General features: G+C 55.4%; 28 protein-coding genes. 11 read left to right on the forward strand and 17 right to left on the reverse strand.

Annotated elements, in window-relative coordinates:
• Positions 1 to 7 precede the first annotated feature (7 nt).
• The 7 genes from argR to acs form a co-directional block, all read right to left on the reverse strand.
• Complete coding sequence (gene argR, locus PspCFBP13508_RS05910; RefSeq protein WP_024014018.1) at positions 8 to 988, reverse strand: transcriptional regulator ArgR; 981 nt, start codon at positions 986 to 988, stop codon at positions 8 to 10.
• A gap of 246 nt (positions 989 to 1234) precedes the next feature.
• On the reverse strand, positions 1235 to 1999 hold the full coding sequence (locus PspCFBP13508_RS05915; protein ID WP_003227281.1) for an ATP-binding cassette domain-containing protein: 765 nt from the start codon (positions 1997 to 1999) through the stop codon (positions 1235 to 1237).
• A gap of 27 nt (positions 2000 to 2026) precedes the next feature.
• Positions 2027 to 3139 (reverse strand): succinylglutamate desuccinylase/aspartoacylase family protein, encoded by a 1113-nt coding sequence (locus PspCFBP13508_RS05920; protein ID WP_137213949.1) that lies wholly within the window; start codon positions 3137 to 3139, stop codon positions 2027 to 2029.
• Between the two features lies 1 nt (position 3140).
• Positions 3141 to 3839 carry an ABC transporter permease gene (locus PspCFBP13508_RS05925; protein ID WP_130911161.1) on the reverse strand — a complete coding sequence of 233 codons (699 nt, stop codon included), beginning with the start codon at positions 3837 to 3839 and terminating at the stop codon, positions 3141 to 3143.
• Positions 3836 to 4525, reverse strand: a complete 690-nt coding sequence (locus PspCFBP13508_RS05930) for an ABC transporter permease (protein WP_016773583.1) — start codon at positions 4523 to 4525, stop codon at positions 3836 to 3838. Before PspCFBP13508_RS05930 ends, PspCFBP13508_RS05925 begins: the two co-directional genes overlap by 4 nt.
• Before the next feature lie 91 nt (positions 4526 to 4616).
• Complete coding sequence (locus PspCFBP13508_RS05935) at positions 4617 to 5390, reverse strand: ABC transporter substrate-binding protein (RefSeq protein WP_024014020.1); 774 nt, start codon at positions 5388 to 5390, stop codon at positions 4617 to 4619.
• Positions 5391 to 6084: 694 nt separating this feature from the next.
• Complete coding sequence (gene acs, locus PspCFBP13508_RS05940; RefSeq protein WP_056788049.1) at positions 6085 to 8040, reverse strand: acetate--CoA ligase; 1956 nt, start codon at positions 8038 to 8040, stop codon at positions 6085 to 6087.
• A gap of 409 nt (positions 8041 to 8449) precedes the next feature.
• On the opposite strand from acs, the gene PspCFBP13508_RS05945 reads away from it, so the two are divergent.
• Together PspCFBP13508_RS05945 and PspCFBP13508_RS05950 are read left to right on the forward strand one after the other, a co-directional pair.
• The gene (locus tag PspCFBP13508_RS05945) at positions 8450 to 8710 is read left to right on the forward strand and encodes a DUF2790 domain-containing protein (protein WP_042607210.1); all 261 of its coding nucleotides are present in this window, start codon (positions 8450 to 8452) and stop codon (positions 8708 to 8710) included.
• Positions 8711 to 9260: 550 nt separating this feature from the next.
• Positions 9261 to 10511, forward strand: a complete 1251-nt coding sequence (locus PspCFBP13508_RS05950; protein WP_016773579.1) for a ribonucleotide-diphosphate reductase subunit beta — start codon at positions 9261 to 9263, stop codon at positions 10509 to 10511.
• A 116-nt stretch (positions 10512 to 10627) separates the two neighbouring features.
• Here PspCFBP13508_RS05950 and PspCFBP13508_RS05955 read toward each other — a convergent pair whose 3' ends face one another.
• The 6 genes from PspCFBP13508_RS05955 to dcm all read right to left on the reverse strand — a co-directional run bounded on the left by PspCFBP13508_RS05955 (position 10628) and on the right by dcm (position 16180).
• On the reverse strand, positions 10628 to 10978 hold the full coding sequence (locus tag PspCFBP13508_RS05955) for a type II restriction endonuclease (RefSeq protein WP_137213950.1): 351 nt from the start codon (positions 10976 to 10978) through the stop codon (positions 10628 to 10630).
• 29 nt (positions 10979 to 11007) lie between these two features.
• The gene (locus PspCFBP13508_RS05960) at positions 11008 to 11556 is read right to left on the reverse strand and encodes a hypothetical protein (protein WP_137213951.1); all 549 of its coding nucleotides are present in this window, start codon (positions 11554 to 11556) and stop codon (positions 11008 to 11010) included.
• 5 nt (positions 11557 to 11561) lie between these two features.
• On the reverse strand, positions 11562 to 12629 hold the full coding sequence (locus PspCFBP13508_RS05965; RefSeq protein WP_137213952.1) for a DUF262 domain-containing protein: 1068 nt from the start codon (positions 12627 to 12629) through the stop codon (positions 11562 to 11564).
• A gap of 261 nt (positions 12630 to 12890) precedes the next feature.
• On the reverse strand, positions 12891 to 14144 hold the full coding sequence (locus PspCFBP13508_RS05970) for a type II restriction endonuclease (protein WP_137213953.1): 1254 nt from the start codon (positions 14142 to 14144) through the stop codon (positions 12891 to 12893).
• Positions 14126 to 14596 (reverse strand): very short patch repair endonuclease, encoded by a 471-nt coding sequence (locus PspCFBP13508_RS05975; protein ID WP_137213954.1) that lies wholly within the window; start codon positions 14594 to 14596, stop codon positions 14126 to 14128. The genes PspCFBP13508_RS05970 and PspCFBP13508_RS05975 overlap by 19 nt, the downstream gene beginning before the upstream one ends.
• Before the next feature lie 147 nt (positions 14597 to 14743).
• A complete protein-coding gene (dcm, locus tag PspCFBP13508_RS05980; protein WP_137213955.1) occupies positions 14744 to 16180 on the reverse strand; it encodes a DNA (cytosine-5-)-methyltransferase in 1437 nt (478 codons plus the stop codon).
• A gap of 573 nt (positions 16181 to 16753) precedes the next feature.
• Here dcm and PspCFBP13508_RS05985 point away from each other — a divergent pair.
• Both PspCFBP13508_RS05985 and PspCFBP13508_RS05990 read left to right on the forward strand, forming a co-directional pair.
• Positions 16754 to 17263 (forward strand): Bro-N domain-containing protein, encoded by a 510-nt coding sequence (locus PspCFBP13508_RS05985; RefSeq protein WP_137213956.1) that lies wholly within the window; start codon positions 16754 to 16756, stop codon positions 17261 to 17263.
• A gap of 277 nt (positions 17264 to 17540) precedes the next feature.
• Entirely contained in the window at positions 17541 to 18530 is a 990-nt protein-coding gene (locus PspCFBP13508_RS05990) for a hypothetical protein (protein ID WP_137213957.1), read from the forward strand.
• Positions 18531 to 18533: 3 nt separating this feature from the next.
• On the opposite strand, the gene PspCFBP13508_RS05995 is transcribed toward PspCFBP13508_RS05990, so the two are convergent.
• The 3 genes from PspCFBP13508_RS05995 to PspCFBP13508_RS06005 are packed head-to-tail and all read right to left on the reverse strand — an operon-like array spanning position 18534 to position 20494.
• The gene (locus PspCFBP13508_RS05995) at positions 18534 to 19223 is read right to left on the reverse strand and encodes a hypothetical protein (RefSeq protein WP_137213958.1); all 690 of its coding nucleotides are present in this window, start codon (positions 19221 to 19223) and stop codon (positions 18534 to 18536) included.
• A 33-nt stretch (positions 19224 to 19256) separates the two neighbouring features.
• Positions 19257 to 19619, reverse strand: a complete 363-nt coding sequence (locus PspCFBP13508_RS06000; RefSeq protein ID WP_137213959.1) for a hypothetical protein — start codon at positions 19617 to 19619, stop codon at positions 19257 to 19259.
• A gap of 59 nt (positions 19620 to 19678) precedes the next feature.
• On the reverse strand, positions 19679 to 20494 hold the full coding sequence (locus PspCFBP13508_RS06005; RefSeq protein ID WP_137213960.1) for a sulfite exporter TauE/SafE family protein: 816 nt from the start codon (positions 20492 to 20494) through the stop codon (positions 19679 to 19681).
• Between the two features lie 112 nt (positions 20495 to 20606).
• On the opposite strand from PspCFBP13508_RS06005, the gene PspCFBP13508_RS06010 reads away from it, so the two are divergent.
• From PspCFBP13508_RS06010 to PspCFBP13508_RS06025, 4 genes are all read left to right on the forward strand, one after another.
• A complete protein-coding gene (locus PspCFBP13508_RS06010; RefSeq protein WP_137213961.1) occupies positions 20607 to 21374 on the forward strand; it encodes a helix-turn-helix transcriptional regulator in 768 nt (255 codons plus the stop codon).
• Positions 21375 to 21467: 93 nt separating this feature from the next.
• Positions 21468 to 21785, forward strand: coding sequence for an XRE family transcriptional regulator (locus PspCFBP13508_RS06015; RefSeq protein WP_137213962.1), 318 nt, complete (start codon positions 21468 to 21470; stop codon positions 21783 to 21785).
• Positions 21786 to 21847: 62 nt separating this feature from the next.
• A complete protein-coding gene (locus PspCFBP13508_RS06020; RefSeq protein WP_263470472.1) occupies positions 21848 to 22195 on the forward strand; it encodes a type II toxin-antitoxin system RelE/ParE family toxin in 348 nt (115 codons plus the stop codon).
• Positions 22185 to 22502 carry a helix-turn-helix transcriptional regulator gene (locus tag PspCFBP13508_RS06025; protein WP_122602120.1) on the forward strand — a complete coding sequence of 106 codons (318 nt, stop codon included), beginning with the start codon at positions 22185 to 22187 and terminating at the stop codon, positions 22500 to 22502. Before PspCFBP13508_RS06020 ends, PspCFBP13508_RS06025 begins: the two co-directional genes overlap by 11 nt.
• A gap of 10 nt (positions 22503 to 22512) precedes the next feature.
• Here PspCFBP13508_RS06025 and PspCFBP13508_RS06030 read toward each other — a convergent pair whose 3' ends face one another.
• A complete protein-coding gene (locus PspCFBP13508_RS06030) occupies positions 22513 to 23568 on the reverse strand; it encodes an MBL fold metallo-hydrolase (RefSeq protein WP_137213964.1) in 1056 nt (351 codons plus the stop codon).
• 212 nt (positions 23569 to 23780) lie between these two features.
• Between PspCFBP13508_RS06030 and PspCFBP13508_RS06035 the strand changes: the two genes are divergently transcribed.
• From PspCFBP13508_RS06035 to PspCFBP13508_RS06045, 3 genes are all read left to right on the forward strand, one after another.
• Positions 23781 to 24389, forward strand: coding sequence for a TetR/AcrR family transcriptional regulator (locus PspCFBP13508_RS06035; RefSeq protein WP_016773570.1), 609 nt, complete (start codon positions 23781 to 23783; stop codon positions 24387 to 24389).
• A gap of 231 nt (positions 24390 to 24620) precedes the next feature.
• Positions 24621 to 25940, forward strand: coding sequence for a PAS domain-containing methyl-accepting chemotaxis protein (locus PspCFBP13508_RS06040; protein WP_137213965.1), 1320 nt, complete (start codon positions 24621 to 24623; stop codon positions 25938 to 25940).
• Positions 25941 to 26054: 114 nt separating this feature from the next.
• Positions 26055 to 26576: a DUF1003 domain-containing protein gene (locus PspCFBP13508_RS06045; protein WP_137213966.1), complete on the forward strand. Its 522-nt coding sequence runs from the start codon at positions 26055 to 26057 to the stop codon at positions 26574 to 26576.
• The last annotated feature ends 98 nt before the right edge of the window (positions 26577 to 26674 follow it).

Here is a 26674-nt window from a genome sequence, read left to right on the forward strand (position 1 = left end):
CGCGCTGTCAGCCGCGCTCCGGCGGTACTGACGACAATTCGAACGGGCTGCTGCTGCGCCGCTGGTTGCGATCTTCGCGCGGCGTGGCACCGAAGAAATTGCGATAGGCGCTGGAAAAATGCGGCCCCGAGGAGAAGCCACAGGACAGGCCGATCTGGATGATCGACTTGCTGGTCTGCATCAACATCTGCCGGGCCTTGTTCAGGCGCAATTCCAGGTAGTACTGGCTCGGCACGCGGTTGAGGTATTGCTTGAAGATCCGCTCCAACTGCCGACGGGATACGCACACATGCTGGGCGATTTCGTCGGTGGTCAGCGGCTCTTCGATGTTGGCTTCCATCAGCAACACCGCTTGGGTCAGCTTCGGATGGCTGGAGCCGAGGCGATTCTGCAACGGAATGCGCTGACGCTCACCACCCTCGCGGATGCGCTCGACCACCAGTTCTTCCGACACCGCACCGGCCAGCTCGGCGCCGTGATCACGGGCCAGCACCGCCAGCAACAGATCGAGCACGGACATGCCGCCGCACGCGGTCAGGCGATCGCGGTCCCAATCGAACAGATGACTGGTGGCGATGACTTTCGGGAAGCGCTCAGCAAAATCGTCCTGCCAGCGCCAGTGCACGGCGGCGCGATAACCGTCGAGCAAACCGAGCTGGGCCAAGGGATAGACACCGGCCGACAGCCCACCGATCACGCAACCGGCACGCACCAGTTGCTTGAGCGCACTGCTCAGCGCCGGCGCCAGGGTGGTCGGTGGCTCGTCAGCGAGCAGGAACAGTTTCTGGAAATTCTCGAGCTTGCCGGCCCAGGGTTCGCCGGGCAATTGCCAGGCCCCTTCGCTCTGCGGCTCGGCCTGCAGGAACGACAGTTCGTAAACCACGTCCGGGTGCACCCGCTGCGCAACACGCAAGGCCTCCTCCGCCAGCGCCAGCGTCAACGCTTTAGTGCTGGGCCAAATCAGGAAACCAATTCGATGGGCAGTCATGGGCGGGCAATCCGAAACGAACAACGGTGATGAAGGCATGGGCCAATGCTAGCCCGGAAATGAATACAAATCCTGAGTCCGACACAGATCCATGTAGGAGCTGCCGAAGGCTGCGATCTTTTGATTTTCGAAAAACAAGATCAAAAGATCGCAGCCTCGTTGCACTCGGCAGCTCCTACAGGGGATCTGGGTCAGGCTTCAGGTCGCGAAGCATGACCTAATCTGGTGCACAACGGCAGTCCTGATTTATTTCAGGCTGCCCGACAGAAACTGCTGCAAGCGCTCCGACTGCGGGTTGACCAGCACTTCGCGCGGGTTGCCGCTTTCTTCGACGACGCCTTTGTGCAGGAACACCAACTGGTTCGACACTTCACGGGCAAAGCCCATTTCGTGGGTCACCACGACCATGGTGCGACCTTCCTGCGCCAGCGCCTGCATCACCTTCAGCACATCGCCGACCAGTTCCGGGTCGAGGGCCGAGGTCGGTTCGTCGAACAGCATCACTTCCGGCTCCATCGCCAGCGCACGGGCGATCGCCACGCGCTGCTGCTCGCCGCCGGACATGTGCCCCGGGAACGCGTCCTTGCGATGGGCCACGCCGACCTTGTTCAGGTAATGCTCGGCCTTTTCGCGGGCTTCGGCCTTGGACACACCGAGCACATGCACCGGCGCTTCCATGATGTTTTCCAGCGCGGTCATGTGCGACCACAGGTTGAAATGCTGGAACACCATCGACAGGCGCGAACGCATGCGCTGCAGCTGCTTCGGGTCAGCGGCTTTCAGCGCGCCGTCCTTGTTCGCCACCAGTTTCAACTCTTCGTTGTTGAGCAGGATCTTGCCCGCGTGCGGCTGCTCGAGCAGGTTGATGCAGCGCAGGAAAGTACTTTTGCCGGAGCCACTGGAGCCGATGATGCTGATCACATCGCCGGCGGCGGCTTTCAGGGACACACCCTTGAGCACTTCGTGACTGCCATAGCGTTTATGCAGGTCTTGGACTTCAAGTTTGTACATGCGGTCGGTTCTCACAAAAACAGTCAGTCAGTCGTTGAGCAAGCGCCCGTGACGCAGCGCTTCGCGCCCCGCCACCTTGGCCAGCCAGAAACCGGGTTGGGCATAGCGCAGCCGTTCAATGGCAAACAGCACCCCGGACGTACCAGCACATACCGTGCTGACCCGATCGGACACAGGGTCGATCACTTGAAAAATCTCGTCGCCCGCCTCGACCCATTCGCCGGGCTTGCGGGAAAAACTCACCACACCGGGGTGCGGCGCGAACAACAATTCGGTGCCTTCGAAAGGCATGCCTTCGCACGCTTCGTGTATCGGGTTCGGCCACTCGCCAGTGATCAGGCCTTGCTCGGCAAGGAACGCCAGAATGCCTTCGGCGTAAGCCTCGGCTTCGACGCGGCCGGTGTCGGCCTGCCCGCCAAGCTCGATGGTCGTCGCCAGACACGCCAGCGGAATCTGCGCATCGGGGAACTGCCGCGACAGGCGCAGCCACGGCAAGGAGCAGGCTTCATCGAACGAGCTGCCGCCGGAATCTTCCGCGAGCAAACCAACCTTGACGTTCAGGTGCGCCGACAGCGAACGCCACTGCGGCCAGTGCTGCGGCAGCGCGTACATGTGCAGCGCGGCTTCGGCATCGCAGTGCAGATCCAGCACCACATCGGCGGTGCAGGCGTGGCTGAGCAGCACACGCTGCATCCCCTGCAACTGGCTGCTCGCTTCAGGCAGGCCGGCCAAGTGGTCGGCCATTGCCTGGCGGATCAGGCGCACGTTGGCGTGCGGATCATCACCGAGTTTTTCGCCCAGCGCCGTCGCGACCGGCGCGCTGAGCTCGACGAAGTCACGGTTGAAATTCTTGCCGCTGCCCGCCTCGAAACGGCCCTGGAAATTGCCTTGCAGCAACTGCCCGAGACCGATCGGATTGGCCACCGGCACCAGCTCGATCACGCCGTTGAGCAAGCCTTGGGCTTCGAGTTCGCCGAGGCGCTTTTTCAGCTCCCAGGCAGTGCGCATGCCCGGCAGTTCATCGGCGTGCAGGCTGGCCTGGATGTAGGCCTTGCGCTCGCCGCTGCCGAAACGGAAAACCGAAACCTTGCGCTCGCTGCCCAGGTGGCTCCACGGCAATACGTGGTCGATGCGTTGCATATCAGTGCTTCCGTGGCGCGAGGTAGCTCAACCAGCGACGCTCGGCCAGTTTGAACAGCTTGACCAGAATGAAGGTCAGGCACAGGTAGAACACGCCCGCGGTGATGTACGCCTCGAACGGCAGGTAGAACTGCGCGTTGACGGTGCGCGCCGCGCCAGTGATGTCGATCAGGGTCACGATCGACGCCAGACTGGTGGTCTGCAGCATCATGATCACTTCGTTGCTGTACTGCGGCAGCGCGCGGCGCAGGGCCGACGGCAGCAGAATGCGCTTGTACAGTTTGAAGCGCGACATGCCCATGGCCTTGGCCGCTTCGATCTCACCGTTCGGCGTGGCCTTGAGGCTGCCGGCAATGATTTCCGCGGTGTAGGCGCTGGTGTTGACCGCAAAAGCCAGGCAGGCACAGAACGTTGCGCTCGACAGCCACGGCCACAGGAAGCTTTCGCGTACCGCTTCGAACTGGGCCAGACCGTAGTAGATCAGGAACAGCTGAACCAGCATTGGAGTGCCGCGAATCACGTAGGTGTACAGCCACGCGGCGCCGTTGACGAGCGGGTTTTTCGAGACGCGCATCAGCCCCAGCGGCAACGCCGCGAGCAAACCGAAGAACAGCGACAGCGCGAGCAGTTTGAGGGTGGTCAGCAGGCCGCCGAAGTACAGCGGCAGTGCCTCCCAGATGACGTTGTAGTCGAAGATCATAGATCAGCCGCCCTTACGCCTACCGAGTAGCGCTTCTCAAGGTGACGCAATGCCAGCAACGAGACACTGGTGATCACCAGGTACATCGCCGCCACTGCGAGGAAGAAGGTGAAAGGCTCGCGCGTGGCATCTGCCGCCTGCTTGGCCTTGAACATCATGTCTTGCAGACCGACCACGGAAATCAGCGCGGTGGCCTTGGTCAGTACCAGCCAGTTGTTGGTGAAGCCGGGAATCGCCAGACGAATCATCTGCGGCACCATCACCCGGAAGAACACCTGAAAACTGCTCATGCCGTACGCCATGCCCGCTTCGGCCTGGCCTTTGGGGATCGCCATGAACGCGCCACGGAAGGTCTCCGAGAGGTACGCCCCGAAGATGAAACCGAGGGTGCCGATACCGGCGGCCAGCGGGTTCAGGTCGATGTAGTCGTCATAGCCGAGCATCGGCGCGACGCGGTTGAGCAGGTCCTGACCGCCGTAGAAGATCAGCAGGATCAGCACCAGGTCGGGAATGCCGCGGATCACCGTCGAATACAGGTCGCCCAGCCACGCCAGCCAGCGCACCGGCGACAGGCGCAACGCGACACCGATCAGCCCGAGAACGATGGCCAGAGCCATGGACGACAAGGCGAGCTGAAGCGTCAGCCATGCGCCATCGAGGATGACAGCCCCGTAGCCTTTCAACATGATTCAGGTCCTCGAAAGTTGGGATGAAAAAATGGCGCAAACCGCAGAGATTCTGTTGCTTGCGCCATTTCGGACTTGTCGCAGAGACGTCTTACTTGCCGTAGATGTCGAAGGCGAAGTACTTGTCCTGGATTGCTTTGTATTTGCCGTTTTCGCGGATGGCCGCGATGGCAGTGTTGATCTTGTCTTTCAGGGCGTCGCCCTTGCGCACCGCAATACCTACGCCGTCGCCGAAGTATTTGACATCGGTGAAGGCCGGGCCAACGAATGCGAAGCCTTTGCCGGCGTCGGTTTTCAGGAAACCATCGTCCAGCAGGGTGGCGTCAGCCACGGTACCGTCGAGGCGACCGGCAGCCACGTCGAGGTAGATTTCGTTCTGCGAGCCGTACGGCTTGATCTCGGCGCCCAATGGAGCCAGAACTTCGCGGGCGAAACGCTCGTGGATCGAGCCACGCTGTACGCCGATGTTCTTGCCTTTCAGCTCAGCCAGACCTTCGCTGACCTGAGTACCGGCCTTCATGACCAGACGCGCCGGGGTGTTGTAGTACTTGTTGGTGAAGTCGACCGACTTCTTGCGATCTTCGGTGATCGACATCGACGACAGGATGGCGTCGATCTTGCGCACTTTCAGTGCCGGGATCAGACCGTCGAACTCTTGCTCGACCCACACGCACTTGACCTTCATCTCTTCGCACAGCGCGTTGCCGATGTCGTAGTCGAAACCGACGATGCTGCCGTCCGGTGCTTTCGAAGCGAATGGAGGGTAAGCCGCTTCGATGCCGATCTTCACAGGTTTTTCGTCAGCGACGGCATTCAGCGACAGCACGGACAGTGCCAGGGCGCCAAGCAGCACAAGTTTCTTCATCTTGGGACTCCATCGGTAAAGGGCAAAAACGGCAGAGTGAGCGACAGCCCAATATGCGAATGGGTGAATCGGAAATCGGTTGCGCATCGGCGGAAATTTCCCGTTGAAACCGCAGGCGATTTCAACGTCAGCCACGATGAGCGAGTGATCGGCATTCTAACGACAGGCCCGAAGCCGATATTTCTTCAATGCGACAACTAATTACAGATGCACCGAGAAAGCGGTTTGAGCTCATTGACAGCCCTGCAAATTCATGCAAGAGCGAAAGACAGTGAACCGATACATATTGCAAGTTGCGGGCCTATTATTCGTAAACCCTTCTAATCCGGCAAGCGCAGCGTTATGTCTTATTTTTCCGCGGGGCTTTGGCGGCTCTAAAACGGCGCACCGCGTTTCCCTTCGCCCCGGTTTGGCGCGGGCGGTTACACATTGGGTTGTGGCGGGTAACAGCGGGAAAGGTCTGACGGTGCAGATCGATAATTATTGGTAGGGGTGTTGCGGGTTCCTACAGCTGACTACTGCGGTGTCTGACAGATCGCCTTCGCGAGCAGGCTCGCTCCCACATTTAAAATGCGCCCGTTTCCTTGTGGGAGCGAGCCCGCTCGCGAAGAGGCCAGCCCGATCAACACAAATCCACCAGGCACAAAAAAGCCCCATCCGGCATCACCGGACAGGGCTCCTATGCTTCTAACGCTTAAGCAACATTCATGGTCTTGTGCGTATCAATCAAATGCTGCACCACACCCGGATCCGCCAGGGTCGAGATGTCGCCCAGCCCATCGTATTCCGCCGTGGCGATCTTGCGCAGGATGCGGCGCATGATCTTGCCCGAACGGGTTTTCGGCAGCCCCGGTGCCCACTGGATCACGTCCGGCGAAGCAATCGGGCCGATCTCCTTGCGCACCCAGTTCTTCAGCTCCAGACGCAACTGCTCGGTCGGCTCCTCGCCGTTCTTCAAGGTCACATAGACATAAATGCCCTGCCCCTTGATGTCATGCGGCACACCCACCACCGCAGCTTCGGCCACCTTCGGATGCGCGACCATCGCGCTCTCGATCTCGGCGGTGCCCATGCGGTGGCCGGACACGTTGAGCACGTCGTCCACGCGCCCGGTGATCCAGTAGTAACCGTCCGCATCGCGACGCGCGCCGTCACCGGTGAAGTACATGCCACGGAAGGTCTTGAAGTAGGTATCGACGAAACGATCGTGATCGCCGTACAGCGTACGCGCCTGACCCGGCCACGAATCGAGAATCACCAGATTGCCCTCGGCCTCGCCCTCGATGATGTTGCCGAGGTTGTCGACCAGCGCCGGCACCACGCCGAAGAACGGACGCGCCGCCGAACCCGGCTTCAGCGCGTGAGCACCCGGCAACGGGCTCATCATGTTGCCGCCCGTCTCGGTCTGCCACCAGGTATCGACGATCGGGCAACGCGACTTGCCGACATTCTTGTAGTACCAGTCCCAGGCCTCCGGGTTGATCGGCTCACCGACCGAACCGAGCAGGCGCAGGCTGCTGCCATCGGCGCCTTCCACGGCGGCCTGACCCGAGGCCATCATCGCGCGGATCGCGGTCGGCGCGGTGTAGAGGATGTTGACCTTGTGCTTGTCGATGATCTTCGCCACCCGGGTGATGTCCGGGTAGTTCGGCACACCTTCGAACAGCACGGTGGTCGCGCCGTTGGCCAGCGGGCCGTAGACGATGTAACTGTGGCCGGTGACCCAGCCGACGTCGGCGGTGCACCAGTAGATTTCGCCCGGGCGGTAGTCGAACACGCGCTCGTGGGTCATCGCCGCATACAGCAGATAACCGCCGGTGGTGTGTTGCACGCCCTTCGGCTTGCCGGTCGAGCCGGAGGTATAAAGGATGAACAGCGCTTCTTCGGCGCCCATCTCTTTCGGCGCGCACACAGTGCCCGCGACTTTCATCAGGTCTTCGTACCAGATGTCGCGATGCTGGTTCCACTTGATGTCGCCACCGGTGCGCTTGCACACGATGACTTTCTGGATGCTGCTGGTTTCCGGGTTGGTCAGGGCGTCGTCGACGTTGGCCTTGAGGGAAATCTTCTTGCCGGCGCGGATGCCTTCGTCAGCGGTGATCACCACTTTCGATTTGCAGTCGATGATGCGACCGGCCAGGGCTTCCGGCGAGAAACCGCCGAACACCACCGAGTGAATCGCGCCGATCCGGGTGCAGGCCAGCATGGCGACCACGGCTTCGGGGATCATCGGCATGTAAATGGTCACCACATCGCCACGGTGCACGTCCTGACCACGCAGGGCGTTGGCCAGTTTGCACACTTGCTCGTGCAGTTCGCGGTAGGTGATGTTGCGGCTTTCGGAAGGATCGTCGCCTTCCCAGATGATCGCGACTTGGTCGCCGCGCTCGGCCAGATGGCGGTCAAGGCAGTTATAGGACACGTTCAGGGTGCCGTCGGCAAACCACTTGATGTCGACATGGTGATCGTCGAACGAGGTCTGTTTCACCGTGGTGAAGGGCTTGATCCAGTCCAGACGCTTGGCTTGCTCGCGCCAGAAGCCGTCAGGGTTGACGACCGACTGCTGGTACATGGCTTTGTAGGTCGCCTCGTCAGTCAGCGTGTTTGCCAGAACCTCGGGACGAACGGGATACAGAGAAGCCGCACTCATCTTTCCTACCTCGGTGTAATAGTTGTTTTTGTATGACCCCGTTGTAGCCGGGTGGGCCCCATAGAACCATTCGACGATGGTTGTAGGAGCTGCCGCAGGCTGCGATCTTTTGATCTTCAAAGCAAGATCAAAAGATCGCAGCCTCGTTGCACTCGACAGCTCCTACAGGGGCCGCGCGAGGGATTGTTACCAAATATGCCAAAAGTGTTTATCAAAACCCGCTCTGTTTACCCCGGCCCCACCGCCCTAAAATTCACCTCGCCAACAAGGCAACCGCGATTAACAACGTTACAGCCCCCACGAAGGCCGTTAATCCAGCTCTCCAAGTAACGCATCAACTACTCAAGCTCCACACGCAACCCTAAAAAGGTTGCGTGACCCCACTCGACCTCAAAAAGGTGAATTAGAAATGAAAGCTTTATTGGTTCTGGCCCTCAGCAGTCTGTGCGCAACCGCCATGGCAAACGAGGGTCCGACTGATGTCGCACAGCAACAACCGGTCATCGAGGAATACACTTACTCCACACACCTGGACATCGCCAAAGTTGTATCGATGAGCGAAATTCCAAATGTCTGCGAAGTAGTACCGGCAAAAATGGAATACGACGACTCCAAAGGCCAACGCCACATCCTGCGCTACAGCATCATGGGCAACGGCTGCACGAACTGAATCAGACTGCACCGAATCGGATCGCTCAGCGCTACATTGAGGGTCGATTCCAGCCCGACTTCGGTCGGGCTCAGTTGTGTCTGGAACCGCGAAAAAGGCTTGCAAAACACTAGATATAGTGAAAAACGCGCTTTTCTGGCTATTTTTTAAACAGAAAATCACCCGCCAAAAATTTAACGAAAAAAAATCTGCCGGCCTCGACTCCGCGCAAAGCCCTGTAATCCCTCGGTCGGACCGAAATCCGCCCCCTCCTCGGCCTCGCCATGAGCCGATTCGCCGCACCACGCCGGTAAAAATTTCCCTATAATGCCGCCCTATACGGGTCAGCAATATTCCCTTACAGGGAGCAAAAGCCATTCTGAAGCCCCGCAACAGTGCCCGACGCTGATTGCGCCCATCAGAGGCTCTCGGAACCCGTCAAAATTTCTGTTTATTTGCCTGCGTGCATCGCTGCAAAAAACGACATCCAACGCGGCTTGTTTGGCCGTGTGAAAAACCAACCCTTCAGGTTTCACACGGGCACAAGCCCTCACGCAGGAGACGACACGTCATGCTGAGCTGGGACGAATTCGATAAAGAAGACAGTGAAGTCGCAACCGTGAAAGGCGCCAACGCCGGCCACGCAAGCGAAGCCAACATGGACCGCCTCGACAACGCCGGCGGCGCCGCAGCGCTGGAAGCCCGCGCCGTCACCGCCGACGACTCGGCCGCCGTGGCCCGCGCCAAGGCTGCACTGAACTCCCTCGACGTCGCCGAAGGCCTCGCCGAACTCGAAGGCGCCTCCGCCCGTGTCGCCGTTGACGAAAAGCGCATGATCAACTGCCGCGCCGACCTCAACCAACTCGTGCCATTCAAGTACGACTGGGCCTGGCAGAAGTATCTGGACGGTTGCGCAAACCACTGGATGCCGCAAGAAGTCAACATGACCGCCGACATCGCCCTCTGGAAAAACCCGGAAGGCCTGACCGACGACGAGCGCCGCATCGTCATGCGCAACCTCGGCTTCTTCTCCACCGCCGACTCCCTGGTTGCCAACAACCTGGTCCTGGCCGTGTACCGCCTGATCACCAACCCGGAATGCCGCCAGTACATCCTGCGCCAGGCTTTCGAAGAAGCGATCCACACCCACGCCTACCAGTACTGCATCGAATCGCTGGCCATGGATGAAGGCGAAATCTTCAACATGTACCACGAGATCCCATCGGTCGCGAAAAAAGCAGCCTGGGGCCTGAAGTACACCCGCTCGATCTCCGATCCAAAGTTCGAAACCGGCACCCCGGAAACCGACAAAGAGTTGCTGCGCAACCTGATCGCCTACTACTGCGTTCTGGAAGGCATCTTCTTCTACTGCGGCTTCACCCAGATCCTCTCCATGGGCCGCCGCAACAAAATGACCGGCGTCGCCGAGCAGTTCCAATACATCCTGCGCGACGAATCCATGCACCTGAACTTCGGCATCGACGTGATCAACCAGATCAAAATCGAAAACCCGCATTTGTGGGATGCTGAGATGAAGGAAGAAGCGACCCAGATGATTCTGCAGGGTACGCAGCTGGAGATCGAATACGCACGTGACACCATGCCTCGCGGGGTGTTGGGTATGAACGCGGCGATGATGGAGGACTACCTGAAGTTCATCGCTAACCGTCGTTTGTCGCAGATTGGTTTGAAGGAAGAGTATCCAGGGACGACTAACCCGTTCCCTTGGATGAGCGAGATTATGGACTTGAAGAAAGAGAAGAATTTCTTTGAGACTCGGGTTATTGAGTATCAGACTGGTGGGGCGTTGAGCTGGGATTAAACTCCGCACAACTTTATGAAAAAGGCTGCCATGAGGCAGCCTTTTTCTTTTTCCAAAAACAACATTTCCGCGAGGTGGCTATTTACATGATCCAACTCCGCCTTAGGAAAAGCTCGCTAGGCACGCGATAGAACAAAATTCAACACATTGTTATTATCAAAGCCAATTAACATACAATCCCCAGGAGCAGCCATCGCCATAACTGGATTGGTTTGAAAGTAAAGTCTATGCTCAGATCTATTCGGGTCTCTTTCACGGGAATCGTACCAAGTAATATTAACCTCACTAACAGCACTACCTCCCAGCAAAGAAAACCTTGCGGGAATCGTACGACGATCTAAGCCGAGCAAACTCTTCAGCTCGACAGTTCCATTAAACTCATGCTGCCCCGAAACGTTCGTATCTACTTCAACAGGCGCCAATATTTTAGAGTAAGGCACATGCGAAAATATACTATGAATACTCATACAGCATCCTTTTCTGAAAGATTCAACATTCAAACATTATTGGGTACGGGCGGAATGAGTAGATCAAGCGGAAGATCCTCACTTCTCCGAGCGCTCCCCAGCGCACCATCTCGATTCAAAGATGAAAAAATAGCATCTTTTACGACACACAAAAATTCAACTGACGCCTCAAGAACTTTTTGAAGCTCCATAAACGTAATTTTTGTGCCAACACTATGCGCCACGTCATGCCTGCTATTAATCGCATTACTATAAAGACTGACTGTTTCATCAGCAATATGAGTATTCAAATAGTTTTTGGCTTCCGTACTAAAAAAACCCAGAAAGCCTGAAACTTCATTTTTTCCGACACTTCGCAAACATCTTTTACCCGTAGCGATTGCAAAGTTCTTCAACTCAATATCGCCCGCACCGTCAAGACGCGACTCCAATATCTGATAAATCGACTGCTGAATATCCGCACACAAAACTATCAAAACATGTTGAGTCAAATACGACTCTATCTCGCTATTCCACGAGTCGGTAGCACTTAAGTGTGCTTCACACTCATCGAGTGCGGCTTTCGTCCTTAAAAGCATAGAATTTATCTCCGCACATATTCAAATGCCTTAGCAATCCGGGTTTGCAGCGACTTATCATCACTCGTGCTCATTGAAATAGCGTCTACATAGCTCTTGTCGCCCAACAAACTCCGGTACCTTCTATCCAGAGAACCATCTGACTCTTGCAAGCTCGACACCGCAACAAACATCGAATCTAAAACAGCAAAGTTTAACGGCCCCCTAATATGAAAAGGCTTGGGGCCTAGCTCGTCATCTATCAATGATATTGTTCTGCAAAAATCGGACTCGACCTTTTGAAAGAAACTCGTCTTTGACTCCCCTTCCAATTTATTAACCTGAGCCATAAAAGAACTCAAAAAGTTCTTCATTGGTTTCTCATAATTATTCCATCTATATTGGAGAGTTACCAGACGCAAGATAAGCTCTACATCACGAAGTCTCTTATCTTCTTTTGGCTTGCCTATTACGGCACGCCAAGCAGGAAAGTTATTTAAATGCTGAAGCAGATCCGCAAACTCACCATTATAGACACACCGGCGAATTTCCATGGCATTCAAGTTTATACCGCCCGTATTGAGGCGCTCAAAAATATGATAAATACTTGAATCATCTTCCGGATCCAACTGCTGAATAACAGTAGCCCTTAAAACAGTATCATCTAGTAAAAAACGATCAGACTCATCCAGTTCATCGTAGGTCTTGTTCTTCCATTTTGGAAGGACATTCGTTAAGCGAAATATTTTTTCATCAAAACGATTACTGAAAAATCGAATAGCTGACATTATGCGTTGCTGCCCATCAACTATTGATAATTTATTTGTTCCTCTGACTTTATAAAGAAACACACCGGGAACAGGGAGTCCTAGCATAAAGGACTCGATCAGCTTGCTGGCTTTTCTTTGATCCCAAACATAGTTTCTCTGAAACTCTGGAATTACAAGCTGCCCACTTTTAAACTTATCGAAATACCCCCGAAGCGTTAAATCAGCAGGGTAATTAGAAATTTGGTATACCGATTGATCCTCGTCCTCATCAGTATCAGGCTCGCCAACATCAACTTCCCAGTCGTCAATTTCTGTCTTTTCCATCAGAACGCTCTACACAATAGGTATCATTAATCCCAAAGCGGGCTTTGAGCTTGGCACTGTGCCATCATGCACATTCGCAAACCTATCACATGAAGCAAGGAGCATGGAATACCAATTATCGGAAAAACCTGCTCATTTCTTGCCACCTTCAGACTATTGCAAAAAAAATCATTTTATGTAAGAGCGCCTCACCCTCCTGGAGTGTAGATCGCTATCAATATGGAGATTCAAATAACGAATTCCAAATAGAGGACTTAACGCTCAGGACTTTGATGAAGCTTTTACAACATCAATAAAATCTTCAAGTCCTAGCAGCCAACCTTGCTGTTCAATTGAATAGGTTTCTTGCAACCTACTTGGAACCACCAGTTGAACTCCGCTAGATTTCATTTCAATTGTTTGCCTCTTACTAATCGCGGCCTCCATTGTAATCAGATGCTTCCTAGAAATCTGATGAGCCTCACTCAAAACTTGGCGCCAACGATCTTTACAAGAGGTCTTTGCTCCAAGCATAAATAATTTTCCCCTTGGAAACTCTGGATCATGATACTCAGCGAACCCAGGAAATAAAAAGTCTGGTCGAGAGCGATTTTCTGTTACTTGACTCTTGCCTCGCCCCTGTTCAAAACGTAAGCCATGCAATTTAAAAATTTTGTCGAGATGGCCTTCAAATGCATGTCCAACTCTAGACTTACGGCGATTTTGTACACTCAACGAGAAACTTATGAACGCCTCGACGTCATCACCCTTCGTACCAAATCCCAAACGGAGGCGTTGCTGAACTAAAAACCGCTCATAAATACGAAATAATTTTTCTTCATGCTCCATCCAATTAAGTATGGCGTCATCAGGAAATCTTATAGGGTCAATAGAACTTTCGATCGACTTTCTTGCGTAGCTTGAAAATGAAGAGGTTGTTGGAAAGTTCTTTCCACCGAAAATGTCGATAAGTCTTCCTAGCCAGACATCATCACCACTCTCAACTCGACTGACCTCTACCCCTAGTTCTTCGAGCATTAGACGTAGAGGCAAAAGTAACTGAACAGAATCTAATGTTCCCGATGTAAATGTTTCGTTTACATTGTGCAATCCAAACAGCAGTCGTAACTGACTTTCAATTGTGCTCCCAGCAGGCGTGAATATCATTAACAAAGTGCCGTCACGCATCTTCGCCACGAGAAAAAAATCTCCCGCAGCAAGCAGCTCTGTCACAGCATTTCGATTGTAATAAAGACGGAATTCAGGACTTCGATGTGGTTGATTTCGCCGACAGTCATACCATGTTACTGCGCTATCATTGATATCCGGAGCATCAGACTCATCAGTAAAATAAACTTGCTTGGCGTTGAATCGAAACTCCTCGGTTTTTCCTGGACTACCCAAATATTGCTTAAACCCGGCAGCGGGCAGACCTCCAATTTCATGTTGATTAGACCTGCCAGGATCTGCGTCCACGGCACTTAGGTATTTGGCGGCTACGCCTTCGAAATAGTCACTTATGCGGTCGGAGAACATATTCTTTCGTCTATCTGTAAATATTCATTACCATTTATCAGCCAATTTGCTATCTGGTCAATCAATAGGGGAGATTTTTTTCTACTCATTGACCTAATCGCACATTCCCAAACGATGAGCACTCGCCATCCATCGCTCAAGAGCGCAGCCTCCTGAGATCGATCTCTCGTCTGATTTTTTTTAATTTTATCTAACCAGAAATCTGGACGCGTTTGGGGTATTTTGAAGTATCGACAGGTATGCCCATGCCAGAAGCAGCCGTGGACGAACACCACAGCTTTGTATTTTGGTAGTACCAGATCAGGTTTACCGGGAAGATTATTGGCGTGTATGCGGTAACGAAACCCACGGGCATGTAAAGCCTTTCGGATCAAAACCTCTGGCCTGGTATTTTTACCTTTAATACCAGACATCATTCGGGATCGGGTTGCGGCATCTACAACATCGACCAAGCATCACCTCCATGCACTCGATAACTCAATTCCTTTGTATACCCTTGGGGACTCCAAACTCAAGGGTCGCGTTGAGCTATCTAATGCATTGGTGGAGGGAGTCGACGAGAAAAAATTACTCCAAACCTTGGATGGAGATGCCTCTCCTTACTCAGGAAGAGCAAACTCCAACTGCGGTCGTTCCTCTTCTGCGTTTTTTTCCTTCGCGGCCAATATCCGATCCTTCATCAACCGAGCTACAGCCTCAAAAACTGGGACTGCCACTGAGTTACCAAACTGTCGATACGCTTGGGTGTCGGATACAGGAATTACAAATTTGCTTTCCCCCGGCTTGTCAAAACCCATCAGGCGCGAGCACTCATGCGGAGTCAATCGGCGTGGGCGATTAAGCTGATTCAATTCACTGTTGAAATCCAAGGTATCCATAAACCCGCGGTCGACCAGGATTTCCGAACCATCCTTGTGGTACCTCGCCGACAGCGTACGGGCGACATCGTTTGGACGAGTCAAACCAAAGCCAAAGCCATTACCCTTCTCACGATGCTTCTCGGCATACCGGTAAAGATAGTCCCAAAGCTTCGGGGTGAGGATGTACTTCTCGTCCACGTCCTTATCGAGCAGATCACCGAAGCTAGGTCGCTGTTTTGGTATGAGCTTGCTGATGTCGCGCAGGGTGAATCCTTGGTGAACATTGAGATCACGGCGGAAACCGACGAGCACGATTCGCTCACGATGCTGCGGCACGAAGTGTCTGGCATCGATGACCTTGGGATCTGAGCCTTTTGGCGCATTGACATCTGCAACCTCGTAGCCCAGTTCATCCAACGCTTCGCAGATGATCCGGAACGTATTGCCCTTGTCATGGCTTTTCAGGTTTTTCACGTTTTCAAGCAAGAATGCAGCCGGGCGTTTCGCGGCAATTATCCGAGCCACGTCGAAAAACAGAGTGCCTTGGGTCTCGCACTCAAAGCCGTGCTTACGGCCCAAGGAATTCTTCTTGGAAACACCTGCAAGCGAAAAGGGCTGGCAGGGGAAGCCCGCTAACAGAACATCGTGATCAGGAATTTCGCGATCGATGTTCTTGTAGGCTTCCTCGTCACTGATTTCGGGCTTATCAGAAAGCGTGACCGAGCGGATATCGAGATTGAACCTATGGCGAGCAGGATCGCAGTAGTGGTTCGCCTTGTACGTTTTAACGGCGTACTTGTTCCATTCGGATGTGAACAAGCACTCGCCACCGATGGCTTCAAATCCCTTCCTGATACCGCCAATGCCGGCAAAGAGATCAATAAAGGTGAATGAAGGTTTGTGGTTCAAGCGCTTGGGCAGCAAATCCTTGAGACGTGTGAACTCAATATGGGAGAGCTTCGGCGACGCCTTTTCCTTGATCCAGCGATTGATGGTTTCACGGCACCAGTGGCCGGGACTTACATCGTTGAGAATCTCAGCCAACTGCCCTTGATCGTAGATCTCCAGCAGCTTGTGCAGCAGCGCTAGGTCAGTTGCGGGATGGGTCTCAGGCTCGTACGAACCCGAGGTTGATTCGCTCAAGGATTCAAAAGAAGGTGTTTCAAAAAGATTCATGAGCCCGAAATTCCTCTGGGTCAAAACTGTGACGAATGGTCACCATTCTATCCCGCGGAACTTCAAAGTAAATGAAATTTCCTGGATTCCGTGAGATGAGTCTTGGCGACACGGATATGGCAGCTGCGGGATTCAACGGCAATCAAGCACTGGATATAAACACAGCATAATTTACTCTGCATCTTTGTCCAGGTTTCCTTCCGCCTCATTACCAGTAGGAAAAGTCGCTGGTTGACGACCATCCCTGATGCCCCTACCCTCAGCTCCGAGCCTAAGAAACTCTACAAACCAGAGCGGTCCTCCGCACCCGACAGTCATGCGGTTTTTTTTCGTCTGCGGTTTCTCTACGCCTGCGAAAAATCCCGTTATGTCGGGAGTGGGCGAATACAAGACCCGAAAGGGGAATATGTCCGGCCCGTCTCTGGTGGGTTTCTTAGCTCCCGACACCCTAACGAATGCCCTAAGAAAGCAGCCAGAGGTAAATGGAAATGCCTGAATATCAAACCTTCATGATGAAGGTGAATTGCTGTACCCATAGAACGCCCTCGCTGCTTCCGACTCCGGAGGCCTGTCATGTCTGAGCCACTATTACCGACTCGATTTACTCGCAACAAAACCCACCTGCACGCCCTTCTGGTCGAGAACCAGGCGTGGTTCTGCGTCCATGAGCTGGGCCGGTTGATGGGCAAACATCTTGATGAACGTCAGTTGCGCAAACTCGACACTGATCAGCGGCAGATGATGCGCGTAGAGACCTATGGCGAAGCTGAGGACCACATGATGGTGAGTGAGTCGGGTGTGTATGCGCTGCTGATCTATCACTACTGTCCTGAGTATCGGCAGCTTCGTGAGTGGCTGACGCATCAAGTTGTGCCTGCTCTGCGTGACGCTCGTCCGGCGCGCTCGGTTGAGCGTCCGACATTGAGTGTTCTGAGCTGGCCGCAGATGTCGCTGAGTACGTTGCACTGGCAGGATGAGCCGTGGATTCGGTTGCGGGATATGCCGTGTTTGCTCGCAGATGATTCGTTCAATCGCCATGAGTCCTGGTGGCGCAAGGCTTCGCGATTGTTGCGTGGAGGCTGATGGTTTCAGAAATCCGCTGTTTGAGTTTTCCAGCAGCGGATTTTTTGTGGCCAAAAATCCTTGGGGCAGCTTCGCTGCCCATCGGGGATAAATCCCCTCACCACGATTGAAATGTGTTGCTGCCGGCCGGGAGTCGGGATTGGGTATTGAGTCGATGCCGAGAATCGCCAGCAGACTGCCTCCCACAGATTCCGCCTCACCCTGAAAACAATCAGTGCAACCCGCGCCGCCTCCCGCTATTAATACCCCTCCCCCACTCAAGGATCCGAGCCCCACCATGAAATTCGATCTCGCCTACTGCCTCAGCCTCGACGACAAGTTGTCGATCTATGACGTTCGCGATCTCAATTTCGATGAAACGGTGGCGTTTGACTCGGCGAAGGAACACTTCCAGTGCCCCAACGATGCCTGTCGTGCGGCGTTCGAGGCTTCCAACGAGTTGGGTACGTTCAACGCGAAGAATGTGAATTACGTGCGCACGCCGCACTTCAAGAATCTGCCGACCACGCAGCATGTGGCGGGTTGTCCGTATGTGAGTTTGAAGGCTTCAGCGTCTGGCGTTGAAACGGCGCATGGCGAGGTGGATGACGGGCGTGAGGAGCATTTCCCGTCGGAGTTATTGCTGACCCGGCGTGAGTATGTGCGCAAGCCTGCCACGCCAGCGGGGGCGGCGGATGTGTTGCGGGATGATCCGGTGCGGGTGGCGGCGGACGCTGGTAAAGAGTCGGCGAGTCGTGAGTCGGCGCCGGACAAGACCAGTGTGTTTGCGCATCCGGTGGAGTGTTTTGTTTCCAACTTCGCCGACAAGGATTTGCTCAAGCGCATGCCGTTGAAGATTGGCGAGCATACGGCGCCGTACAGTTCGTTCTTCAAGAAGATTGAATATCTGACGGACAACAAGGGGCTGATTTATTGGGGGCGGATCAAGAAGATCGAGGACTTCCATAGCGGCGCCAGTTTTCGCATCGATTTCGTAGACAAGGTCTGGTTCAAGAAGCCCGAGGATAGTAAGAAGAAGCCGTATCCGGTCAGCGTTTATCTGAACAAGAAGCTGATCGACAACTACCGCAAGCGCAAGGCGTTTTTGGAGGAGATCAAGCACGCTGTGGATAGCGACAAGGCGTTGTTCTGTTTCTTCTATGGGGTGACGCCGGAGTTGAAGCAGGTGCCCGGCAAGAAGAACCCCGAAAAGCCTTTCGAGGTCTTCAATGCCAATATGGAGAACCTGGATCACTTCATTATTCGTGAAGCGCCGGGGTTGGAGTGACGCTCAGTTGATGCGTGCCCCTTCTTCAAACGCTCGAATCTCCCGCTCCGCCTCCCTGCGTCGCTCAAGTGGAGCCTGAACGCCCAGATCTTCCACTCCGCAATACTGGCGCAGCCAATGAGCGAGCATTTCTTCATCAGGGCGAAAGTAATCTTTTCGGTCCTTGGTGTTTCGAATTTGCGAATTCATCCGCGCATCGAAACCGATAGCTGCACGTTCGCCTTGGGGCAAACAGCCCCACTCTGCCGTGCAATCCTCGAAAAACCAGGCGATTTGTTCGATGTGCTTTTGTGCGCTGCGATGGCCACGGCGATAAAAACGATACTCGCGACTCAGCTCGAGACGATCGGTCATTGTCCCCGCATCAACCCATTGCATGAGGTCATGATTGATTGCATCGCGGATCAGACCTTCGCGCCAACGCTCGTTAAACCACGCTACAAACCCTTCGGCGTCGGCCTTTTTGGCATCGGCCAGGATCACGCAATAGCGGGTTTTGATGTGCAGCACCAACAACACATGTTTGCGCTGCACAGTGATCGCATGAACCAGCCACTGTTCGTCCGCGCCGTTCAGCTCATCATCCTCAATAACTGATGACGGCGGTTTGGTGTCCACCGGCGTGATCGTTTTGCCTTTATGGACACGGCTGAAGAACTTGCTGGCGGCTTCGGTGCAATTAAAGATCAACATTCAGGTTCTCTTGGAAGCGCGGGTGACATTGGGTCAGTCATCTCGAACGATCTCTTCGACCCACTCAATTTCATATCGCTGACGTTCGATATCAGAGATACGCGTCTGTACTTCATCGCTCAGAATCGACAATTCCGCATCGGTCAATAAATCATGCGAAATCATGAGGGTCAGCTTCCACATTGCGGAGGAACGAGACAGTCCATCGAACATGCGAGCCATGTCGTGGTTTCGATCGTTGATCAAGCCATAGATCATGCCGTAACGGGCATGGGCGGACAGCGCACCGTGCTGAGTGATTGTCTTGGTATCGGCGAGCACGCCTTGGCAAAAACGGTCGAGCGCGACTTTGCGCAGTTGCTTGAATTTCTTCCAGTCACTTTCACTGATCGACATGACGTTCCCCGTGTGTTCTGTTTGACCTCAGCAAGATTAACCCGGTTAACCGCATTAGCTCATCTCGTCCACATACCCAGCATCACTAGCATAAGTAAGCCAACATAGATTTGGGCATGCATTCTATCCGGTATCCGCCCAATCCACCGCGCAGCCAATCTGATCCCCAGCAACGAACCAACCGTCAGCAGCGCAAATGCCAGCACATCGACATACCCGACATACCAAACACCCAGATCAGCACCGGTGAAACCGGCCAGCGCCATGTACGTCAACGTCCCGGCCAACGCTACCGGCACGCTGAGCGGATTGGCCATCGATGTGGCTTGCGACATGCTCAACCCGCAACGGCGCAGCAGCGGCACGGTCATGACGCTTCCTCCTACACCTAGGAAGGTCGCGATGGCGCCGATGCCTACGCCGCCGGCCGATGTTTCCGTCGTGGTCAGCCGCCGTGGGAATGTGGTTTGGGACTGTGTGAGAAATCCTCGGCGCAGCAGGCAATCGACGATGGTCACGCCCAGGTAGGCGATGAAGGCGTAGCGGATCACTTGGCCGCTGACCCACATCGCAGCGATGGCGCCGACGACCGCGCCCACGCCGATAAACCCGCCCAATGGCCAGAGGTAGTCCCGGAGCAGATTGCCCGCGCGCTGGTGTTTGCGCGTGGCGATCAGGGCGTTGACGATCATCACGCAGGTCGAGGTGGCCACGGCGATGTGCATGGCCGACTGGGCGATGGGGTCGTCGGCTGCGTAGCTGGCGGTGAGCATGCGATAGAGCAGCGGCACAATGACGAAGCCGCCGCCGAAACCGAAGAGCACGGCGCTAATGCCGGTGAGGCAGCCGAACAATGTAAGCAGGAGGTAGAACATGGTGGGCGTCCAGGATCGGGGGAGCCCAGGACATTAGAGCGTGATGCACTGGCCGGCTTCAGTAGTTGGGCCAATAATGTTCGCGTTTACGCCAATCGCCGGAACACGCCTGATGCGCAATATTTCGATCAATCAGCTCGATCACACGCCTCGCCCGGTCGTGGCCATCGGTACCGATTATTCCCACGGCCACCTACTCCCGTTTCATACGCATCGCCGTGGGCAATTGCTCTACGGCGCCACCGGCGTGATGCAAGTCAGCACCCGGAACGGTAATTGGGTGGTCCCGCCGCAGCGCGCGGTGTGGATTCCGCCGGGCGTGGCCCACGAGGTATTAATGCTCGGAGTGAGCACGCGCAGCCTCTACATCGAGCCGGGCAACGTGGAATTGGGGCCGGACTGCCAAGTGCTCAACGTGTCGCCGCTGCTGCGGCATCTACTGATGGAAGCGGTGGACGTGCCACTGATGTACGACCAGGCCGGACGCGACGGTATGCTGATCAACTTGCTGTTGCATGAACTGGCACGCAGCGCGCCCCTTGCCCTACACATTCCCATGCCCGCCGAAGGAAAGCTCCTCAGTCTGTGTCAGACCTTTCTGAACATGCCCAACACCCATCAATCCCCGCAGGATTGGGCCGATCAGTTACACATAAGCTTGCGTACCTTTAACAGATTGTTTCGGCAGCAGACCGGGCTCAGCTTTCGTCAGTGGCGCCAGCAGGCGTGCGTCGTGCAGGCGTTGGCACGGTTGGCAGCAGGGGAAGCGGTGACGCGGATTGCCCTGGACTTTGGCTACGAGAGCCCGGCGGCGTTTTCGACGATGTTTCGGCGTGTGCTGGGACAGGCACCGTCCGTCTGGTTGGAGCCGACGAACTAGGCAAATTCGAAAAATGCGTTTGATCCCGGCCGAAAACAACTGTACAAAAACACAGTACATTTTCAATCAGCACTTTTGAGCCCGGAGCACACCATGGCCTCTCTTGCGATGAACCACGTCCTCGAACGCATTGCCCTTTTCCAGTTCACCCCGACCCACTGCGTCCAGGCCCGCGCCATCCTGGGCTGGAGCGTTGAGCAACTGTCGCGCGAAGCCGAGGTGGCGGTGGCAGATATCCAGCGGTTCGAAGCGCAGCAGGACGTGGCGGACGCCGCAAGACTGGCACTGGCTTATCGGTTTGAAGCGCAGGGGTTGGTGTTCTTCCCGGGGTTTGCACCGGGGCGCAGTGTCAGGGCGCAGGGTATGGCGGGGGAATCGGTGGGGCGTGGGGATTTTGCGATGGCTGACTGAAATGGCAATTTGATAATTATTCCAAAATAGGTATATTTCGCATGAGTGCAAGGAAGCCGCTTATGTGGGTCTGCAGTAGTAAAAAAGATCTCAAGCAGATGCCCACAGGGGTACAAGACGTTTTTGGTCACGCACTGGATCTGGCTCAATGTGGCCTGAAGTATTCAGATGCAAAACCATTGAAAGGGTTCGGAGGCGCAGGTGTCCTGGAGTTGATAGAAGACTTCGACACCGACACCTACCGCGCCATTTATACGGTTCGTTTTGGCAGTGCAATTTACGTTTTGCACTGCTTTCAGAAAAAGTCGAAAAGCGGGATTAAAACCGCCCAGTCGGACATTGATCTGATCAGAAACAGACTTCGAGCCGCCCAGGAACATGCGAAAGGATCAGAAAACCATGGAGATTGAAGTAGGTAGCGGAAACGTCTATCACGATCTGGACTTACCCAATGCAAGTGAAATGCAGGTGAAGTCGCAGCTCGCAGCGAAAATTGGCGCAATCATTAAGGCGCGTCATCTCACTCAGATTCAGGCGTCAGAAATCTTGGGACTATCACAACCCAAGCTTTCCGAAATGTTGCGTGGCAAATTTCGCGGAATCAGTGAGGCCAAAATGATGGAATGCCTTTCACGTCTCGGGCGAGATGTGCAAATTGTAGTCAAATCGGCCCCCCGATCACGGAAAGAGGGCCGTATTGAGGTGGTATTCGCTTGAGGCGAACGCGTCAGGCATTCTGAGCAAGCGCCTCCCCCTCCTCTTCAACCGCCATCCACCACGCACTCCCCCGTTGTGGATGCGCAAGGTTGAACGCCTCCCCCATCCGCGGTGTGGTAATCGCAATACTGCGTTCCCATGCAAGCGCAAGGATGCGGTCGAACGGTTCATGCCAGGCGTGCATGGCCAGGTCGAAGGTGCCGTTGTGGATCGGGAAGAGCCAGCGGCCCTTGAGGTCGATGTGGGCTTGCAGGGTTTCTTCCGGTTGCATGTGCACGTGGGGCCATTCGACGTTGTAGGCGCCGGTTTCCATCAGGGTCAGGTCGAACGGGCCGTATTGTTCGCCGATGCGTTTGAAGCCGTCGAAGTAACCGCTGTCGCCGCTGAAGAAGATTCGTGTGTCGGCATCGATCATCACCCATGACGCCCACAGCGTGCTGTTGCCGTCGAACAGGCCACGGCCGGAGAAGTGCTGCGATGGGGTGGCGATGAAGCGGATACCGGCGATTTCGGTGCCCTGCCACCAGTCGTACTGGCGCACCTTGCTGGCGTCGATGCCCCATTTGATCAGGGTGTCGCCCACGCCCAGCGGAGTCAGGAAGTAAGTGGTTTTGGCGGCGAGTTTGAGCACCGCTTCGTAGTCGAGATGGTCGTAATGATTGTGCGAGAGTATCACCGCTTCGATCGGCGGTAGCTCGTCGATGCTGATCGGTGGCTGATGGAAACGTTTCGGGCCAGCCCATTGCACCGGCGAGGCGCGCTCGGCGAAGACCGGATCGGTGATCCAGAATTTGTCGCGCAGCTTCAGCAACAGCGTCGAGTGCCCCAAACGGTAAACGCTGTGATTGGGCGCTGCGAGCAGATCTTCACGGGTCAACGGTTGCACAGGAATGGCGGCGCTCGGACGGGTGTCGCGCGGTTTGTGGAAAATCATGTTCCACATGATCCGCAGCATTTTGCGCAGGCCTTCGCGCTGAACCGGCGCATGATTGCGAAACAGCCCTTGATCCTGGCGCGAGGCTTCAGGCGTGGGTGTGTTGTCCGGGAGAGAGACTGGATTGGCCATGGCTGAACGACTCCGAAAAACCGTGTGCTGCACGGTATTCCACGGGAAATGAAAATGGCCAAGCTGCACGCAAAGGCCAAACGCTCTGGTTTGTAAGGTGCGAGGATTAACGCAACATTACACTGAGCGGTGTAGTTTCTAGGTTGCATCAAAGCCGGCGCCAAGTAAACTGCCGAGTGTAATTTCCGCCCCTTCTCTGCCGAAGTCCGCTCATGACCGCTCCACAACGCCTCACCGATCGCAAACGCGAAGCCATCATCCAGGCGGCGATCGCCGAATTCCGTGCCCACGGGTTCGAAATCACCAGCATGGACAAGATCGCCGCCACGGCCGGGGTGTCGAAGCGGACGGTGTACAACCACTTCCCGAGCAAGGAAGAGCTGTTCGCCGAAATCCTTAATCAGTTGTGGGCGCGGATCATTGCCGAGCCATCGGTGAGCTACGACCGCGAGCAACCGCTGCATGAGCAGCTGCGCCTGATGCTGCGAGAAAAAGTGCAGATGATGGCTGACGAGAATTTTCTCACCCTCGCCCGAGTGGCAATTGCCGCAACCATTCATTCCCCTGAGCGTGCGCAGAACATGATCGAGCGCATGGGCGAACGCGAGGAAGGCCTGACCGTCTGGATACGCGCAGCGCAAGCCGACGGACGGCTCAAACCGGTGGATCCAGAATTTGCCGCGCATCAAGTACAAGGTTTGCTCAAGGCATTCGCGTTCTGGCCGCAGATCTCGCTGGGTCGCGCGGCCCTTGATCCAGACGCGCAGAATGCAGTTGCCGAGTCGGCGCTGGAGATGTTCCTGGCACTGTATCAGCGGTGAATCACTGACGCGTCGAGCCGCGTACAACTAATCTCGCAAAAAGTTATACAAACTCGTGAAAAATTCCTTTCTTGTACAACTTTATTAAGTTTTGTATAAGTAGCCATCTGCCAGTAACGGAACGCTGGCATTGAGCAGTCACCACCGAATGCCGTCTGTGCATTTCGGTCTGCCGGCGCAGGAATAGGCACTGAATCCTTTTGATTTTCCCCAATCCCGAGTATCGCAAGCATGTTTTTCAATCGCCAGAAAGCCGCCCTCGCTGAACTGCAACACACCGTTTTTGACCAAGCTGCGATGCTCGAAGCGATCAACCGTTCGATGGCGTTGATCGAGTTCGATCTTGATGGCGTGGTGTTACGTGCCAATGACAATTTCCTCAAGACCATGGGTTACACGGCTGCCCAGGCGATCGGCCAGCCGCACCGGCATTTCTGTACACCGGAATTCGGTCGCAGTGCCCAATACACTGAATTGTGGTCGCGCCTGAAGAATGGCCAGTTCCAGTCCGGCACTTTTGAACGGGTCAACAGCAAAGGCCAGCCGGTCTGGCTCGAGGCCAGTTACAACCCGATCAAGGATGCGTCGGGACGGGTGATCAAAGTGGTCAAGTACGCCATGGATGTCACCGCCAAGGTGCAGCAGGAGAACGAGGCCAACGCCAAGCTGCAGGCGATTGATCGGGCGATGGCGGTGATCGAGTTCGATCTCGACGGCAACATTCTTACCGCCAACCAGAATTTTCTTACGCGCATGGGTTACAACCTCGCCGAGCTCAAGGGCCAGCATCACCGTTTGTTCTGCACCCCTGCGCTGGTCAACAGCAGCGCCTATCAGGATTTCTGGCGCCGCCTGAATCAGGGCGAGTTCTTCCACGGGCAGTTCGAGCGCGTGGATAAACGCGGTCAGACCGTCTGGCTGGAGGCCAACTACAACCCGGTCTACGACGCTTCGGGGCGTTTGTACAAAGTCGTGAAGTTCGCGTCTGACGTTACCGCCCGTGTCGAGCAACACGAGCAGGACGCGCGCAGTGCCAGCACCGCTTATCACATCTCGGTAGCGACGCGAAAAGTCGCCGAGCAAGGTACGCAGGTGATTCAACAGGCTGCCAGCGAAATGCGCGAAATCGCCGAGGACATCAGCCAGTCCTCAACGCTGATCGCGCAACTGGGCGACCGCTCCGAGCAGATCACCGCCATCGTCAACACCATCCGCGCGATCGCCGATCAGACCAACCTGCTCGCCCTCAACGCCGCCATCGAAGCCGCGCGCGCCGGTGAACAGGGCCGCGGCTTTGCCGTGGTGGCCGATGAAGTACGGCAACTGGCGGCGCGCACCAGCGGTTCCACCGCCGAGATCTCCACCATGATCAGCCTGATCCAGAGCGAAACACGGCAGGCGATCAAGAGCATGCAAGGCACCCGCGACCGCGCCGCAGAAGGCGTGGAACTGGCCAATCAGGCCGGCACGGTGATTCTGCAGATTCGCGATGGCGCCAGTGAGGCGGTGGATGCGGTGAGCATGTTTGCCAATGAGCGGGCGCCGAATTGAGGTTTGTGCAGGGTCGATAGAACGAGTCGCGATCTTCGCGGCAAGCCCGCGAAGATCGGCCACCACAACGCAGAGCTATAGTGACGACACGTCCCAAGCCCCGCCGAGTGCCCCATGAATAGCGAAAAACCCGAAGTATCCAACGCCCCGATTGATCACCTGCGCTTTCACCGCCCCCACGCCCACCTGAATACGACCTTCGGCAACGATGCTTTTGCCCTGCGCGCCGAAGCCTTTGCGCGGTTCTTCGGCACGCCGCTGTTCCTTGGAGCGCAAACCTTGATCGTTGCGGTATGGATCGGCCTCAACGTATGGGGCGTGACTCAATTCGACGTCTACCCGTTCATCCTGCTGAACCTAGCCTTCAGTCTGCAGGCGGCCTACGCCGCGCCATTGATCCTGCTTGCACAAACCCGTCAGGCCGCGCGCGATAAAGCGCAGGCCGACGCCGATGCGCAGCACCGCGAAGCGCTGGCACTGGCCAATACCGAACGTCAGGCTGAGGCGGCGAAGAATTCCGCGCAATTGCTGGCATTGCTGGAACAAAACACGCGCCTTACCGAAATGACGAAAACCCTCACCGAGCGCATCGAAGGCCTGACCAGCGAGTTACACGCTCACGTGTGCCAGAACTAAGGCCGCCTTCGCGAGCAGGCTCGCTCCCACATTGGATCTGTGGCGTTCACAAAATCCCTGTGGGAGCGAGCCTGCTCGCGAAGAGGCCCGCAACCACA

The sequence above is a fragment of the Pseudomonas sp. CFBP13508 genome, assembly GCF_005233515.1.
GTDB lineage: Bacteria > Pseudomonadota > Gammaproteobacteria > Pseudomonadales > Pseudomonadaceae > Aquipseudomonas > Aquipseudomonas mercuritolerans.

Excerpts from the sequence above, each read along its gene's own strand:
- argR (WP_024014018.1), bottom strand. The coding sequence starts at position 988 with ATGACTGCCCATCGAATTGGTTTCCTGATTTGGCCCAGCACTAAAGCG.
- PspCFBP13508_RS05915 (WP_003227281.1), bottom strand. The coding sequence starts at position 1,999 with ATGTACAAACTTGAAGTCCAAGACCTGCATAAACGCTATGGCAGTCAC.
- PspCFBP13508_RS05920 (WP_137213949.1), bottom strand. The coding sequence starts at position 3,139 with ATGCAACGCATCGACCACGTATTGCCGTGGAGCCACCTGGGCAGCGAG.
- PspCFBP13508_RS05925 (WP_130911161.1), bottom strand. The coding sequence starts at position 3,839 with ATGATCTTCGACTACAACGTCATCTGGGAGGCACTGCCGCTGTACTTC.
- PspCFBP13508_RS05930 (WP_016773583.1), bottom strand. The coding sequence starts at position 4,525 with ATGTTGAAAGGCTACGGGGCTGTCATCCTCGATGGCGCATGGCTGACG.
- PspCFBP13508_RS05935 (WP_024014020.1), bottom strand. The coding sequence starts at position 5,390 with ATGAAGAAACTTGTGCTGCTTGGCGCCCTGGCACTGTCCGTGCTGTCG.
- acs (WP_056788049.1), bottom strand. The coding sequence starts at position 8,040 with ATGAGTGCGGCTTCTCTGTATCCCGTTCGTCCCGAGGTTCTGGCAAAC.
- PspCFBP13508_RS05945 (WP_042607210.1), top strand. The coding sequence starts at position 8,450 with ATGAAAGCTTTATTGGTTCTGGCCCTCAGCAGTCTGTGCGCAACCGCC.
- PspCFBP13508_RS05950 (WP_016773579.1), top strand. The coding sequence starts at position 9,261 with ATGCTGAGCTGGGACGAATTCGATAAAGAAGACAGTGAAGTCGCAACC.
- PspCFBP13508_RS05955 (WP_137213950.1), bottom strand. The coding sequence starts at position 10,978 with ATGAGTATTCATAGTATATTTTCGCATGTGCCTTACTCTAAAATATTG.
- PspCFBP13508_RS05960 (WP_137213951.1), bottom strand. The coding sequence starts at position 11,556 with ATGCTTTTAAGGACGAAAGCCGCACTCGATGAGTGTGAAGCACACTTA.
- PspCFBP13508_RS05965 (WP_137213952.1), bottom strand. The coding sequence starts at position 12,629 with ATGGAAAAGACAGAAATTGACGACTGGGAAGTTGATGTTGGCGAGCCT.
- PspCFBP13508_RS05970 (WP_137213953.1), bottom strand. The coding sequence starts at position 14,144 with ATGTTCTCCGACCGCATAAGTGACTATTTCGAAGGCGTAGCCGCCAAA.
- dcm (WP_137213955.1), bottom strand. The coding sequence starts at position 16,180 with ATGAATCTTTTTGAAACACCTTCTTTTGAATCCTTGAGCGAATCAACC.
- PspCFBP13508_RS05985 (WP_137213956.1), top strand. The coding sequence starts at position 16,754 with ATGTCTGAGCCACTATTACCGACTCGATTTACTCGCAACAAAACCCAC.
- PspCFBP13508_RS05990 (WP_137213957.1), top strand. The coding sequence starts at position 17,541 with ATGAAATTCGATCTCGCCTACTGCCTCAGCCTCGACGACAAGTTGTCG.
- PspCFBP13508_RS05995 (WP_137213958.1), bottom strand. The coding sequence starts at position 19,223 with ATGTTGATCTTTAATTGCACCGAAGCCGCCAGCAAGTTCTTCAGCCGT.
- PspCFBP13508_RS06000 (WP_137213959.1), bottom strand. The coding sequence starts at position 19,619 with ATGTCGATCAGTGAAAGTGACTGGAAGAAATTCAAGCAACTGCGCAAA.
- PspCFBP13508_RS06005 (WP_137213960.1), bottom strand. The coding sequence starts at position 20,494 with ATGTTCTACCTCCTGCTTACATTGTTCGGCTGCCTCACCGGCATTAGC.
- PspCFBP13508_RS06010 (WP_137213961.1), top strand. The coding sequence starts at position 20,607 with ATGCGCAATATTTCGATCAATCAGCTCGATCACACGCCTCGCCCGGTC.
- PspCFBP13508_RS06015 (WP_137213962.1), top strand. The coding sequence starts at position 21,468 with ATGGCCTCTCTTGCGATGAACCACGTCCTCGAACGCATTGCCCTTTTC.
- PspCFBP13508_RS06020 (WP_263470472.1), top strand. The coding sequence starts at position 21,848 with ATGTGGGTCTGCAGTAGTAAAAAAGATCTCAAGCAGATGCCCACAGGG.
- PspCFBP13508_RS06025 (WP_122602120.1), top strand. The coding sequence starts at position 22,185 with ATGGAGATTGAAGTAGGTAGCGGAAACGTCTATCACGATCTGGACTTA.
- PspCFBP13508_RS06030 (WP_137213964.1), bottom strand. The coding sequence starts at position 23,568 with ATGGCCAATCCAGTCTCTCTCCCGGACAACACACCCACGCCTGAAGCC.
- PspCFBP13508_RS06035 (WP_016773570.1), top strand. The coding sequence starts at position 23,781 with ATGACCGCTCCACAACGCCTCACCGATCGCAAACGCGAAGCCATCATC.
- PspCFBP13508_RS06040 (WP_137213965.1), top strand. The coding sequence starts at position 24,621 with ATGTTTTTCAATCGCCAGAAAGCCGCCCTCGCTGAACTGCAACACACC.
- PspCFBP13508_RS06045 (WP_137213966.1), top strand. The coding sequence starts at position 26,055 with ATGAATAGCGAAAAACCCGAAGTATCCAACGCCCCGATTGATCACCTG.